The sequence below is a fragment of the Pseudoxanthomonas winnipegensis genome, assembly GCF_030322905.1.
Classification (GTDB): Bacteria; Pseudomonadota; Gammaproteobacteria; order Xanthomonadales; family Xanthomonadaceae; genus Pseudoxanthomonas_A; species Pseudoxanthomonas_A winnipegensis.
In genome coordinates this window covers 2,869,908-2,882,852 of record NZ_CP095475.1, presented here as the reverse complement: position 1 = coordinate 2,882,852, position 12,945 = coordinate 2,869,908, and the positions used below count along the sequence as shown (strand labels likewise).

Below are 12,945 nucleotides of genomic sequence, written 5' to 3'. Positions count from 1 at the left end.
CCAGGACGGTGCACCCATGATCATCGAGGACCCGCTGCAGGTCATCGCCCAGTTCCTGCGCCGCCTGCAATGGGCGGCGCTGGCGGCCGCCCTGGTGTGGCTGCTGTGGATTCTCTCGCCGGTGCTGACCCCGTTCGCCTGCGCGGCGATCCTGGGCTGGATGGGCGATCCGCTGGTGGATCGGCTGGAGGCGCGCGGCTGGTCGCGCGGGATCTCGGTCACGGTGGTGTTCTTCGTGATGCTGCTGGCCATCACCGTGGTGCTGTTGCTGCTGGTGCCGACGATCCAGGACCAGATCTCGATCCTGGTGCGGTCGCTGCCGCGCTATCAGCAGTGGTTCTACCAGGTGGCCCTGCCCTGGATCGAGGGCCGCTTCAACGTGCGCGTGGCCGAGTACCTGGACTTCACCCACATCTGGGGGCTGCTGCGCAGCAACTGGGAGCGGGCCGGCGGGGTGGCCTACACCCTGTGGGGCTATGTGTCGCGCTCGGGCTTCGCGCTGTTCGGCTGGATGGCCAACCTGGTGCTGATCCCGGTCATCGCCTTCTTCTTCCTGCGCGACTGGGACCTGATCGTCGGCCGCGTGGCGGCGATGGTGCCGCGCAACCAGATCGGCGTGGTCAGCCGGCTGGCGGGCGAGTCTAGCGATGTGCTGGGCGGCTTCCTCAAGGGCCAGCTGCTGGTGATGATCATCCTGGGCGTGCTCTACGGCGCCGGGCTGTGGGCGGTGGGCCTGGACCTTGGCATCCTGATCGGCCTGATCGCCGGCCTGCTGACCTTCGTGCCGTATCTGGGGCCGACCAGCGGCGTGGCGATGGGCCTGATCGCCGCGCTGATGCAGTACGGCGACGTCAAGCACCTGGTGCTGGTGTCGGTGGTATTCGCGGTGGGGCAGGTGATCGAGAGCTATGTGCTGACGCCCAAGCTGGTCGGCGATCGCATCGGCCTGCACCCGGTGGCGGTGATCTTCGCCGTGCTGGCCTGCGGCCAGCTGTTCGGCTTCCTGGGCATGCTGCTGGCGCTGCCGATCGCCGCGGTGGCCAATGTGCTGCTGCGCTATGCGCACGAGCGCTATACCCACAGCCAGCTCTATGCCGGCGGGCAGCCGACCATCCTGCTCGATCCACAGCGCACGCCGGCCGACGGCCTGCATCCGCCGCAGGATCCCTCCTCGCCATGAGCGTGCCGCAGTTGCCGCTGGCGCTGCGGACCCCGTCTGATCAGCGCTTCGAAAGCTTCATCGGCGCGCCGGCCGGCGCGCTGGCGCAGCTGCAGGCCCTGGCGCGCGCGCCGGAGGCCGACTGGCTGTACGTCGCGGCCGCGCACGGCGCCGGCAAGACCCACCTGGCCCTGGCGGCCTGCGCGGCGGCCGGCGAGAGCGGGCGCGAAGCCGCGTATCTGCCGCTGAAGGCGGCGGCCGGCCATCTGCAGCAGGCGCTCGACGGCTTGGAGCGCCATGCCCTGGTGGCGCTGGACGGGCTGGAGGCCATCGCCGGAGATCGCGCCGACGAGATCGCCCTGTTCGACTTCCACAACCGCGCGCGTGCGGCCGGCATCGGCCTGCTCTACACCGCCGCCGATGTGCCCGATGCGATCGGCCTGGTCCTGCCCGATCTGCGCTCGCGCCTGGCGCAGTGCGCGCGCATCGTGCTGCGCCCGCTGGACGATGCCGGGCGCGCGGCGCTGCTGCGCGATCGCGCGGCCCGGCGCGGGCTGGTGCTGGAGGACGCGGCGGTGGACTGGATGCTGACCCGCACCGTGCGCGAACCGGCGCAGTTGGTCGATCTGATCGAACGCTTGGATCGTGCCTCGCTGGCGGCCAAGCGGCGGGTGACCGTGCCCTTCCTGCGGCAGGTGCTGGCGGAGGAGTAGGGCCTGCGGTCGCGCTTGGCCTGCGCCACATCTGTGGGCGCAACTGTCTGCTCCGATCACGTCGCGGCCTCCTTGTAGAGCGGAGCTTGTGGCAATCCCTTTTGGGGACTCCGCTGGGCTTTCGCGATGGTCTGGACGAAACGCAGCGGAGCAAGCTCCGCTCTACAGGTGGGCCTGCCGTTGTGGCCATTGGCCAATGGCGGCGAGGGGCGCTACTTCGAAAGCTCCATCGCCGTTGTGGCGGCTCCCACGCCCCCGGCGCGCAGCTGCGCGTCCAGTTCGGCCAGGCGTTGCGGCGTGCCGACATCGGTCCAGCGTCCGGCATGGTGCTGGCCGGTGACCGCGTCGCGCGCCATCGCCGCGCGCAGCAGCGGCGCCAGCGGGAAGCGGGGCGGCTGTGCGTCCAGTCCGGGATTGGGGTCAGCCGCTTCGAACGCCGCGCGCCAGTCGCGCAGGATCTCGGGGCGATACACGCCGATGCCCGAATAGGTGAAGTTCTGCGCATCGTCGCGGCGCGGCTGCAGGCGATGCCCGTCGCTGAAACAGAAATCGCCGCGCGGATGGTGCGGCGGGTTGTCGATCATCACCAGATGCGCGTCGCCGGCAGGCGCGCGCGGCAGCGTGGCGAAGTCCAGGTCGGTCCACACATCGCCATTGACCGCCAGGAACGGCGCCTCGCCCAGCAGCGGCAGCGCGTGCAGCATGCCGCCGCCGGTCTCCAGCGGGACCGGGCCTTCGTGCGAGAAAGCGATCCGCACGCCGAAGGCGCTGCCGTCGCCCAGCGCGCGCGGGAACTGGTCGGCGAGCCAGCTGAGGTTGATGACGACGTCGGTCACGCCGATCGCGGCCAGCTTGCGCAGATGCCAGACGACCAGCGGCGCGCCGCACACCTCGAGCAGCGGTTTGGGCGTGTGGTCGGTCAGCGGCCGCATCCGCTCGCCCAGCCCGGCGCAGAAGATCAGCGCCTTCATGCGCTGCGCGCCGCCAGGGCCGGGCGGATGCGCTGGTCCAGCAGCTGCTGCAGCGGCTGCAGCTGCGGATGGCGCGGCAGCACCTGATCAAGATAGGTAATGAAGCGCGGCAGGTCCGGCAGGTACTGCGACTTGCCATCGCGATAGTGCAGGCGGCAGAAGATGCCGAGGATCTTGAGGTGGCGCTGGATGCCCATCCAGTCGGCATCGCGCAGGAAGGTCTGCGCCGGGGCCGGCACCGGCACGCCGGCCTGCAGCGCCCGTGCGTGGTAGCGCAGCAGCCAGCCGTCCACGCGTTCGAGCGGCCAGCTCAGGAAGGCGTCCTTGAACAGGCTCACCGCGTCGTAGGCGACCGGCCCGCGCACGCAGTCCTGGAAATCCAGCACCGCCGGGCCCGGCAGTACCGGCATCAGATTGCGCGGCATGAAGTCGCGATGGGTCAGCACCTTGTGCTGGCCCAAGGCGTTGTCCATCAGGCGGCGCTGGACCAGCTCCAGGCCGTCGCTGGCGTCGCAGTCCAGTTCGATCCCCAGATGCCGGCGCAGGAACCATTCCTCGAACAGCCCGGCATCGCGCTGCAGCAGCGCCTCGCCGAACACGCCCGTGCCTTCCGGCGGTGCGATCGCCTGCAGCATCAGCAGCTGGTCGAAGGCGGCGTCGAACCAGGCATCGGCCTGCGCCGGATCGCGCGACAGCAGCTGCGCCAGGGTCGGCTGGCCGAGGTCTTCCAGCAGCAGGAAGCCGGCGTCCACATCGCGCGCCAGGATCCTCGGCACGCGCACGCCGCCGTCTTCCAGTAGCGCGTGCCAGGAAAGCCATGGGCGCACGTCCTCCAGCCCGGGTGGGGAGTCCATCACGATCAGCGATTCGGCCGCGCCCTGGGTGCGCCAATAGCTGCGCTGGCCGGCGTCCACACTGGCCCGCTGCAGTGACAGAGCGGGCGCATTCAGTGTGATGCGCGCCCAGGAAAGTCGCTGGTCCGCGCGTGCGTGTGGGCTCGAAGGCGAGGACGCCTCGTTCATGGAACGTGCCGCATTCAGGTCGGGGTGCGCAGGGTACACTGAGCCCGATATCCCCCACGGAAGAGACTCTGACACCATGAGCAAACTGCAGCCCGTCCTGTTGTCGGGCGGCTCCGGCACACGCCTGTGGCCCCTGTCGCGCGAAGCCTATCCCAAGCAGTTCCTGCCGCTGGGAGACGAAAAGACGATGGTGCAGGCGACCTGGCTGCGGGTCGAACCGTTGACCTCGCTGCCGCCGCTGGTGGTGGCCAACGAAGGGCACCGGTTCCTGGTGGCCGAACAGCTGCGCGAGATCCGCGCGCCGCAGCCGCGCATCCTGCTCGAGCCGGTCGCGCGCAATACCGCGCCGGCCATCGCCGCCGCGGCGCTGTGCGCGCTGGAGGACGGGCAGGACCCGCTGCTGCTGGTGCTGCCCTCCGATCATGTGATCACCAACCCCGAAGCCTTCCGCAACGCGGTCGAGCAGGCCAGCCCGGCCGCCGAGGCCGGCGCGCTGGTGACCTTCGGCGTGGTGCCCAGCCATGCCGAGACCGGCTTCGGCTATATCCAGGCCGGCGGCGGTCAGGGCGTGCAGCCGGTGCTGCGCTTCGTCGAGAAGCCTGACGCGGACACGGCGGCCCAGTATCTGGCCGAGGGCGGCTACTACTGGAACAGCGGCATGTTCCTGTTCAAGGCCAGCCGCTATGTCGAAGAGCTGGAGAAGTTCAACCCGCAGATGGTCTCGGCGGTGCGCGAGTCGCTGGCCAAGGCCAAGCGCGACGGCGACTTCATCCGCCTGGACAAGGACGCCTTCACGGCCTCGCCGTCCGATTCGATCGACTACGCGGTGATGGAGAAGACCGCCGACGCCAAGGTGCTGCCGCTGGACGTGGGCTGGAACGACGTCGGCTCGTGGTCGGCGCTGTGGGACGTGACCGAGAAGGACGCCAACGGCAATGCGGTCGAGGGCGACGTGATCACCGTGGACACGCGCAACAGCTACGTCTACGCCGAAAGCCTGGTCGCGCTGGTCGGCCTGGATGATGTGGTGGTGGTGGAGACCGACGATTCGATCCTGGTGGCCAAGAAGGACCGCGTGCAGGACGTCAAGAAGGTCGTGGCCCAGCTCAAGCACGACGAGCGCAGCCAGGCGGTCCTGCATCGCAAGGTCTATCGGCCCTGGGGGGCGTACGACTCGATCGACATGGGCGCGCGCTTCCAGGTCAAGCGCATCACCGTCAACCCAGGCGCGACGCTGAGCCTGCAGATGCATCACCACCGCGCCGAGCACTGGATCGTGGTGAGCGGCACGGCCGAGGTCACGCGCGGGGACGAGGTGATCCTGCTCACCGAGAACCAGAGCACCTACATCCCGCTGGGCGTGACCCACCGGCTGAAGAATCCCGGCCGCCTGCCGCTGGAGCTGATCGAGGTCCAGTCCGGCAGCTACCTGGGCGAGGACGACATCGTCCGCTTCGAGGACCAGTACGGCCGCACCTGAGCCGCCGCTGCGGCATAGCCAATAAGTCGAAGGCCCGCCCCACAGGCGGGCCTTCGGCGTTTATAACGTTCGACTGCCCTCGCGCTGCGCTCACGGCCCAGGCCGTCAGCATGGCCCAAGCCGTCCGGCGCCAAGGCGCGAAGGCGATCCATTCCCCCCTCTTCACAGCGAGGCCCGCATGAGCGTACCGACCGCCACCACCGCCGATCCGATGGCGCAGAGCCACCACAGCCTCAAACGCTCGATCTCCAACACGCTCAAAGGCTCGGCCGGCAACCTGGTCGAGTGGTACGACGTCTACGTCTATTCGGTCTTCGCGACCTACTTCGAATCCAAGTTCTTCTCCGCCGGCGACAAGAACGCCACGCTGTACGTGTGGGCGATCTTCGCGGTGACCTTCCTGATGCGTCCGATCGGCGCCTGGTTCTTCGGCCGCTTCGCCGACCGCCACGGTCGCCGCGCCTCGCTGACGCTGTCGGTGACGCTGATGGCGATCTGTTCGTTCGGCATCGCCATCGTGCCGACCGCCGCGACCATCGGCGTGTGGGCGGCGGTGTTCCTGGTGCTGGCGCGCCTGCTGCAGGGCTTTGCCACCGGCGGTGAATACGGGGCCAGCGCCACCTACATGTCCGAGGCCGCCGTGCCGGGGCATCGCGGCCTGTTGTCCTCGTTCCACTACGTCACCCTGGTGGGCGGCCATGTGCTGGCCCAGCTGACGCTGTTCCTGCTGCTGACCTTCTTCACCCGCGAGCACGTGGTGGAGTGGGGCTGGCGCGTGGGCTTCGCCATCGGTGGCGTGTCGGCGATCGTGGTGTTCTGGCTGCGACGCACGATGGACGAGTCGCTGTCCAGCGCCGCTATCGAGGACGCCAAGTCCGGCGCGGCGCGCAAGTCCGGCTCGCTGCGCGAACTGTTCGTCAACCAGTGGCGCCCGCTGCTGCTGTGCTTCCTGATCACGGCGGGCGGCACGCTGGCCTTCTACACCTATTCGGTGACCGGCCCGAAGATGATCCAGACCGCCTTCGCCGGCGACGACATCATGAAGGGCACCACGCTCAACCTGGCGGCGCTGACGGTGCTGATGCTGCTGCAGCCGCTCGGCGGCTGGCTGTCCGACCGCATCGGCCGCAAGAGCCTGCTGGTGTTCTTCGGCGTGGGCAGCGTCTGCTACACCTGGTACCTGATCACCGCGCTGCCGCAGCAGACCACGTTCGGCGCGGCCTTCGCCATCCTGGTGATCGGCTTCGTGATCCTCACCGGCTATACCTCGATCAACGCGGTGGTCAAGGCCGAACTGTTCCCGACCTACATCCGCGCCCTGGGCGTGGGCCTGGGCTACGCGCTGGCCAACTCGGTCTTCGGCGGCACCGCGCCGATGCTGTACCAGTGGGCCAAGGGCGCCAAGCAGATGGACGCCTTCATCATCTACGCCACTGTGGTGATGTTCATCTCGCTGCTGGTGTACATCTGCTTCCTGAAGAACAAGGGCGAGAACTGGCTCGACCACGAGCACGCGATGCACGCGCGCCACGGCAAGCGCTGATCGCGACAGACTGAGAAGAAAAAAGGAAGGCCATCCGCGAGGATGGCCTTCCTGGTTTCCAGGGCCTGCTGCGCCGTGGACTCAGCGGCGGGTGAACAGGCTGGTCAGCCCCAGGATCACCACCGCGCCGAGCAGGGCGCCGAAGAAGCCGGCGGGTTCGCCGGCCGCATACCAGCCCATCCGCCGGCCGAACCAGCCGGCCAGTACCGCGCCGACGATGCCCAGGCCAATGGTCAGCAGGCAGCCCATGCGCGCGCTGTGGGGCGTGATCAGCCGTGCCAGCAGGCCGACCACGAAGCCGACCAGGATGATGTAGAGCCAGCTCTCGCTGCCGAACAGTCCGCTCATGCGCATGCCCTCGTGGATGATCGGCGCAGCCTAGCACCGCCAATTGGGGCGAAAAATGGCGGCGTAAGGCAGGCCGCCGACGCGCGTTCCTCCGCGTTCATGCCTCGCCTCAGCAGCAGCCGTGCTCGCCGTGCGCCTCGCCGCCGGCCACCGCCGCGGTGCCGCTGGTCAGGCCGGCCACGCTGGCGGCGTGGTGCGCGGCCAGCACATGCGACACGCAGGCCGTCACCCGCTTGCCCATCGGGATGTGCAGGAACTCGTTGGGCCCGTGCGCGTTGGAATGCGGTCCCAGCACGCCGGTGATCATGAACTGCGCGCCGGGGAACTTCTCGCCCAGCATGCCCATGAACGGGATGGTGCCGCCTTCGCCCATGTACATCGCCGGCTTACCGAAGGCCGCCTGCGAGGCGTCCTCGATGGCCTGGGTCAGCCACGGCGACTGCGGCGGCGCGTTCCAGCCGGTGGAAGACTTCTCCAGCTTCAGCTCGACATGGGCGCCGTTGGGCGGATCGCGCAGCAGCACCTCGTCCAGGATCTCGCCGGCGCGCTTGCCGTCCAGCGTAGGCGGCAGGCGCAGGGAGATCTTCACCGAGGTCTGCGGGCGCAGCACGTTGCCGGCCGAGGCCAGCGGCGGCAGGCCATCGGCGCCGGTGATCGACAGCGCCGGGCGCCAGGTGCGGTTGAGCACCAGCTCGGTCAGGTCGTCGGACATCGGCGTCATGCCGTCCAGGAACGGGAACTTGTCGTAGACCTCATCGCCCAGTACCTGGGCCACCTTGCCGGCCTGCTCCAGGCGCTCGGGCGGGATCTCCACGAACAGTTCCTCCACGCGGATCCTGCCGGTGGTCTCGTCCTCCAGGCGCGAGAGCAGCTGGCGCAGCAGGCGGAAGCTGGACGGCACGATGCCCGAGGCATCGCCCGAGTGCACGCCTTCGCTGAGCACCTCGACGGTGAAGTTGCCGCCGGCCATGCCGCGCAGCGAGGTCGTGCACCACAGCTGCTCGTAGTTGCCGCAGCCCGAATCCAGGCACACCACCAGCGAGGGCCGGCCGATCCGCTCGGCCAGGTGGTCGACGTAGGCGGGCAGGTCATAGCTGCCCGACTCCTCGCAGGCCTCGATCAGGATCACGCAGCGCGCATGCGGCAGGCCCTGTTCCTGCAGCGCCATGATCGCCGCCAGCGAGCCGTAGATCGCGTAGCCGTCGTCGGCGCCGCCGCGTCCGAAGAGCTTGTCGCCCTTGAGCACCGGCTTCCAGGGCCCCAGGTCCTCGTCCCAGCCGGTCATCTCCGGCTGCTTGTCCAGGTGGCCGTACAGCAGCACGCAGTCTTCGCCGGTCCCCGCGCCGCTGGCCGGGATGTCCAGGAAGATCAGCGGCGTGCGGCCTTCCAGCTGGATCACCTCCACCTGCAGGCCGGCGATGGGCTGCGCGCGCGCCCACGTCTCCATCAGCGTCACGGCCTTGGCCATGTGGCCGTTGGCGACCCAGTCGGCGTCGAACATCGGCGACTTGTTGGGGATGCGGATGTATTCGACCAGCTGCGGGACGATCTGTGCGTCCCACAGCTGCCCGACGAAACGGTCAAGGCGTGCGGTATCCATGGCGCTCAAACTTTGAAATGAGCGCCTATGGTACCCCCGCCGCTTCCGGTGCCCGATCGGACCGGCCTGTGGGTAGGACTTTTCCTACACGCGAACGGGGTGTTGCCCGGCAGCCGCGGAGGCGCTGCGCCGATATCGTGGCGGTGCGAGGAGGGAGGAGACTGGCTGCACCGGAAGGCGTAGGGAACCGCCCCGGCACAACCATCCTCATCGCACAAGGAGTGTCGCCATGAAACCCGTTTCGATCCTGATCAAATCGCTGATCCTGTCGCTGGCCTTGTCGGCCGGCGTCTTCGCCGCCGAAAGCCGCGTCAACATCAACACGGCCGATGCGGCCGCCCTGGACGCCACGCTGTTGAACGTGGGCGCCAGCAAGGCGCAGGCCATCGTCGACTACCGCAAGGCCAACGGCCCGTTCAAGAGCGCCGAGGAGCTGGCGATGGTCAAGGGCATCGGCCTGAAGACGGTGGAGAAGAATCGCGATCGGATCGAGGTGGGTCGCTCGGCGGCCGCACCGAAGAGGCCTTCCGCCGCGGCTGCACCGGCCAAGCCGGTCACCCGCCGCTAGAAGGCAAGCATGGTCACGGGGCGAAGCGGTGCCGGATGCATCGCTTCGGTCTGACGGGCAGGACGCTGCGTGACAGGCATGGACGCCGACAAGGACGTAGCCCGTTGACGAGGGCAGGGCAGGACGCCAGCAAGCTGGGCACGATGCCGACAGGGATGTACCGCCGCCCGGGTGCGCCGCACGCACCCGGGCGGTTTCCTTTTTGCGTGCCGAGAATGCCCAATGGCTGCGGCCCGAAGGCACCGCACGCTCTAGACTGGCGCCCCCGTCCACGCTCCCTGCGGCCATGCCGACCAGTCGCGTCATTCCCGCCAACGAGTACCGCCGCGAACGCTGGCGCAACCAGCTCGGCTGGACGCGCCAGATCGCCACCGGCGGGCGCGACGACCAGGACTGGGACTGGCGCCTGTCCATCGCCGAGATCGAGCGCGACGCGCCGTTCTCGCCGTTCCCGGGCATCGAGCGTGAGCTGGTGCTGCTGCGCGGTCAGGGCCTGCGGCTGTGCTTCGAGGACGGTGAGCAGGTCACCCTGCATCCGCCGCACGACCGGCTGCGCTTCAGCGGCGCACGCGGCGTGCGTGGCGAGTTGCTCGACGGGCCCACGCACGACTTCAATTTGATGTGGCGCCCGGAGGCGCTGCAGGCCGAGCTGCTGCTGCGGCCGCTGGTCGGGCCGATGCTGTTCTTCGCCGATGCGCGCACGCATTGGGCGATCCATCTGATCGGCGGGCAGGCGCGCTTCGATGCGGCCAGCGGCCTGCCGCCGCTGTGGAGCGGCGACAGCGCGCTGCTGTATGGCGGGCCGGGCCGCACGCGCTATGCGCTGGAGGGCGGCGGCGAGCTGATCGCGGTGAAGTTCACCACGCGCGACGCCTCCGACGATCCTCAGTAGACGTCGCGGCGATAGCGTCCCTGCAGGCGCAGCGACTCGACCGTCTCATCGCCGAGCACCTCCCGCAGCACCGCGTCCACGCCCGGGGCCATGCCGTCCAGGCTGCCGCAGACATAGAGCGCCGCGCCGTCGAGCACCCAGGCCTGCAGGGGCTCCCCCGCGGCCCGCAGCGCGTCCTGCACGTAATGGTGTCCACCCGGGTCGCGCGAGAACGCCAGGTCCACGCGCTCTAGCCAGCCGGTGTCCTGCCAGACAACCAGATCCTCGCGGTAATGCAGGTCGTGGTCGCCCTGGCGCTCGCCGAACAGCAGCCAGTTGCGGCGCGCGCCCCGCGCGATGCGGGCCTTGAGCAGCGCGCGCAGGCCGGCGATGCCCGTGCCGTTGCCGATCAGGATCAGCGGCACGTCCGCCGCGGGTGGATGGAAGTTGGGATTGGCGCGCAGCCGCAGCGCGATCGGTCCGCCGATCAGGGCGTGATCGCATAGCCAGCCGCTGGCCAGGCCCGGGCTGCCGTCGGGGCGCTGCATGCGGCGCAGCAGCAGGTGCAGCGCGCCGTCGGCGGGCAGCGAGGCGATGGAGTACTCGCGGTGCGGCAGCGGCGCCAGCGTCTCGATCAGCGCCTGCGGGCCGGTCCCGGCCTGCACGCTGTCGGGCAGCTGGCGCGAGGCGAGCACGTCGGCCAGGGCGGTATCCTGATCGTCCACGCGCACTTTCGTGCCGCCGTCCACGCCGTGCGTCTGCAGCCAGGCCGCGACCGTCGCCGGTGCATGGCGCGGGCCGATCTCGACCAGGTCGCCGGCCTGCCAGTCGGGCATCGCCTCCGGCGGCGTCAGGGCCAGGTGATAGACCGGTCCGCCGACGCTGCCGGGGTTGCACAGCGCGCGCTCGGCCAGGGTCCAGGCCTGGTAACGCGGCGCGCTCCAGTCGCGCAGGTCGGCATCGCCGGTCAGCAGCGAGAGGTGATGCTGCCAATGGCGCAGCGCCGCCTGGTCGGCGTTGTCGACCTCGACCCGGTCGAACAGCGGCCGCGCGCCATGCGTGCGCAGCCACGCATCCAGCTGCCGGCCGAAGGCGCAGAACTGCGCATAGGTCGCATCGCCCAACGCCAGCACGGCGTACTGCAGGTCCGCCAGGGCGGCCGGCCGCGCCAGCACGTCGCGCACGAAGCCCAGCGCCGGCTCCGGCGGATCGCCTTCGCCGGTGGTGCTGACCACGAACAGCGCGCGCCGATAGCAGGCCAGCCGCGTGCCATCCAAGGCGGCCAGATCGAGCAGGTGCACCGGCGTGCCGGCCTGCTCCAGCGACTGCGCGGTCCGTTGCGCCAGCTGCAGCGCGAAGCCTGTCTGACTCGCATATGCGACCAGCACCGTGTCGGTGCCGATGGCGCTGGCCGGCGCGGCCGGCGTGCGCCGCGTGCGCCACAGGATCCAGCCGGTGAAGCCGGCATACGCGGCCAGGCTGGCACCGGCCCAGAGCCAGCGCGACGGACGCGGCGCGCCCGGCCACCAGGTGCCCGGCTGCCAGGCGAACAGCGCCGCCGCCAGCGCCGCCAGCAGGGCGAGCACCAAGGCATTGCCCCAGGCGGCGCGCGGGATCGCAGGACGCGGCAGGGCGCTCATGCCGCCAGCGCGGCCTCGAACTGCGGCGTCATGTGCTCGCTGGCGCCCTGCGCGCCGCGCACCACGAAGCGCGCCGCCAACCCATGCGCACGCGCGAACGCCAGTCCTGCCTCCCATCCCATCACCGTCAGCGCGGTGGCCCAGGCGTCGGCCTCCATCGCCGTGGCGGCCAGCACGCTGACCGCGGCCGCGGCCTGTTCGACCGGGTGGCCGTGGCGCGGGTCGAGGGTGTGCGAATAGCGCGTGCCGTCCTGTTCGAAGCGGTGCCAGCGATCGCCCGAGGTCGCCACCGCGCAGGCCTTGAGCGCCAGCACGCGCGGCGGCAGGCCGCCGTCCTCGTCGGCGCCGGTCTCGACCAGCACGCGCCAGGGCGTGCCATCGGGCTTGCGACCGCGGCCGGCCAGCTCACCGCCGACTTCCACCAGCGCATCGCGCAGGCCGTACGCGTGCAGTGTGTCCAGCAGCAGATCGACCGCATAGCCCTTGGCGATGGCCGACAGGTCCAGCTGCGCGCCGCCGGGCTGCAGCAGCTGCGCCCCCTGCGCGCGCCATTCCAGGTCGCGCCAGCCGGGGCGCTGGCGCACCTGCCGCAGGGCGTGATCGGCGGGGCGGCCAGGCAGGCCCGCTCCGGCGCCGAACCCCCAGGCCTGGACCAGCGCGCCGCAGGCCGGATCGAAGGCGCCATCGCTGGCGCGCGCGATGCGCAGCGCCGCCTCCATCACCGTGGCGAAATCGGCCGGCAGCGTGTGCCAGGTCCCGGCCGCGGCGCGGTTGAAGCGGCTCAGGTCCGAGCCCGCCTCCCAGGTGCTCATCTGCGCGACCACGCGGTCCAGCTGCGCCTGCAGCGCATCGTGCAGGCGATGCAGGTCGGTGCCCGCCGCGACCACCACGCGCGCCGACCAGGTCGTGCCCATGGTCTGTCCACCCAGGCGGGCCAGTTCGAGGGGAGAGGCGACGGCGGCAACCATGCGAAGGCGGGAGCTCGGGACAGACAGGGCGCAGGCGCATCCGCGCCATGCGCCACATAGAG

General features: G+C 70.1%; 12 protein-coding genes. 6 read left to right on the top strand and 6 right to left on the bottom strand.

Translation table 11 applies throughout. The features are described from left to right. Positions 1-19 precede the first annotated feature (19 nt). Entirely contained in the window at positions 20-1,180 is a 1,161-nt protein-coding gene (locus MWN52_RS12700; protein ID WP_425608129.1) for an AI-2E family transporter, read from the top strand. Then, entirely contained in the window at positions 1,177-1,872 is a 696-nt protein-coding gene (gene hda / locus MWN52_RS12695) for a DnaA regulatory inactivator Hda (protein ID WP_130520968.1), read from the top strand. The genes MWN52_RS12700 and hda overlap by 4 nt, the downstream gene beginning before the upstream one ends. A gap of 212 nt (positions 1,873-2,084) precedes the next feature. Here the strand turns inward: hda and murU are convergent, their stop codons facing one another. After that, positions 2,085-2,843, bottom strand: coding sequence for an N-acetylmuramate alpha-1-phosphate uridylyltransferase MurU (gene murU, locus MWN52_RS12690; protein ID WP_286574909.1), 759 nt, complete (start codon positions 2,841-2,843; stop codon positions 2,085-2,087). After that, positions 2,840-3,865, bottom strand: a complete 1,026-nt coding sequence (locus tag MWN52_RS12685; RefSeq protein WP_286574908.1) for an aminoglycoside phosphotransferase family protein — start codon at positions 3,863-3,865, stop codon at positions 2,840-2,842. The genes murU and MWN52_RS12685 overlap by 4 nt, the downstream gene beginning before the upstream one ends. 76 nt (positions 3,866-3,941) lie before the next feature. On the opposite strand from MWN52_RS12685, the gene MWN52_RS12680 reads away from it, so the two are divergent. Both MWN52_RS12680 and MWN52_RS12675 read left to right on the top strand, forming a co-directional pair. Beyond that, positions 3,942-5,345: a mannose-1-phosphate guanylyltransferase/mannose-6-phosphate isomerase gene (locus MWN52_RS12680; protein ID WP_130522973.1), complete on the top strand. Its 1,404-nt coding sequence runs from the start codon at positions 3,942-3,944 to the stop codon at positions 5,343-5,345. A 178-nt stretch (positions 5,346-5,523) separates the two neighbouring features. Next, positions 5,524-6,888, top strand: coding sequence for an MFS transporter (locus MWN52_RS12675; RefSeq protein ID WP_345783491.1), 1,365 nt, complete (start codon positions 5,524-5,526; stop codon positions 6,886-6,888). A gap of 81 nt (positions 6,889-6,969) precedes the next feature. On the opposite strand, the gene MWN52_RS12670 is transcribed toward MWN52_RS12675, so the two are convergent. Then, complete coding sequence (locus MWN52_RS12670) at positions 6,970-7,236, bottom strand: GlsB/YeaQ/YmgE family stress response membrane protein (protein WP_286574907.1); 267 nt, start codon at positions 7,234-7,236, stop codon at positions 6,970-6,972. Positions 7,237-7,345: 109 nt separating this feature from the next. Then, the gene (locus MWN52_RS12665) at positions 7,346-8,836 is read right to left on the bottom strand and encodes a M20 family metallopeptidase (RefSeq protein ID WP_286574906.1); all 1,491 of its coding nucleotides are present in this window, start codon (positions 8,834-8,836) and stop codon (positions 7,346-7,348) included. Between the two features lie 229 nt (positions 8,837-9,065). Here MWN52_RS12665 and MWN52_RS12660 point away from each other — a divergent pair, with 229 nt between their 5' ends. Both MWN52_RS12660 and MWN52_RS12655 read left to right on the top strand, forming a co-directional pair. Beyond that, positions 9,066-9,404, top strand: a complete 339-nt coding sequence (locus tag MWN52_RS12660; RefSeq protein ID WP_286574905.1) for a ComEA family DNA-binding protein — start codon at positions 9,066-9,068, stop codon at positions 9,402-9,404. A gap of 286 nt (positions 9,405-9,690) precedes the next feature. Further along, entirely contained in the window at positions 9,691-10,296 is a 606-nt protein-coding gene (locus tag MWN52_RS12655) for a HutD/Ves family protein (protein ID WP_286574904.1), read from the top strand. Here the strand turns inward: MWN52_RS12655 and MWN52_RS12650 are convergent. Both MWN52_RS12650 and MWN52_RS12645 read right to left on the bottom strand, forming a co-directional pair. Beyond that, on the bottom strand, positions 10,290-11,915 hold the full coding sequence (locus tag MWN52_RS12650; protein WP_286574903.1) for a sulfite reductase subunit alpha: 1,626 nt from the start codon (positions 11,913-11,915) through the stop codon (positions 10,290-10,292). The genes MWN52_RS12655 and MWN52_RS12650 overlap by 7 nt on opposite strands. Then, positions 11,912-12,883, bottom strand: a complete 972-nt coding sequence (locus tag MWN52_RS12645; RefSeq protein WP_286574902.1) for an FAD:protein FMN transferase — start codon at positions 12,881-12,883, stop codon at positions 11,912-11,914. The genes MWN52_RS12650 and MWN52_RS12645 overlap by 4 nt, the downstream gene beginning before the upstream one ends. Between the last annotated feature and the right edge of the window lie 62 nt (positions 12,884-12,945).

Coding starts and splice junctions, on each gene's coding strand:
- hda (WP_130520968.1), top strand. CDS start 1,177: ATGAGCGTGCCGCAGTTGCCGCTGGCGCTGCGGACCCCGTCTGATCAG.
- MWN52_RS12685 (WP_286574908.1), bottom strand. CDS start 3,865: ATGAACGAGGCGTCCTCGCCTTCGAGCCCACACGCACGCGCGGACCAG.
- MWN52_RS12670 (WP_286574907.1), bottom strand. CDS start 7,236: ATGAGCGGACTGTTCGGCAGCGAGAGCTGGCTCTACATCATCCTGGTC.
- MWN52_RS12650 (WP_286574903.1), bottom strand. CDS start 11,915: ATGAGCGCCCTGCCGCGTCCTGCGATCCCGCGCGCCGCCTGGGGCAAT.
- MWN52_RS12675 (WP_345783491.1), top strand. CDS start 5,524: ATGAGCGTACCGACCGCCACCACCGCCGATCCGATGGCGCAGAGCCAC.
- MWN52_RS12660 (WP_286574905.1), top strand. CDS start 9,066: ATGAAACCCGTTTCGATCCTGATCAAATCGCTGATCCTGTCGCTGGCC.
- murU (WP_286574909.1), bottom strand. CDS start 2,843: ATGAAGGCGCTGATCTTCTGCGCCGGGCTGGGCGAGCGGATGCGGCCG.
- MWN52_RS12655 (WP_286574904.1), top strand. CDS start 9,691: ATGCCGACCAGTCGCGTCATTCCCGCCAACGAGTACCGCCGCGAACGC.
- MWN52_RS12665 (WP_286574906.1), bottom strand. CDS start 8,836: ATGGATACCGCACGCCTTGACCGTTTCGTCGGGCAGCTGTGGGACGCA.
- MWN52_RS12645 (WP_286574902.1), bottom strand. CDS start 12,883: ATGGTTGCCGCCGTCGCCTCTCCCCTCGAACTGGCCCGCCTGGGTGGA.
- MWN52_RS12680 (WP_130522973.1), top strand. CDS start 3,942: ATGAGCAAACTGCAGCCCGTCCTGTTGTCGGGCGGCTCCGGCACACGC.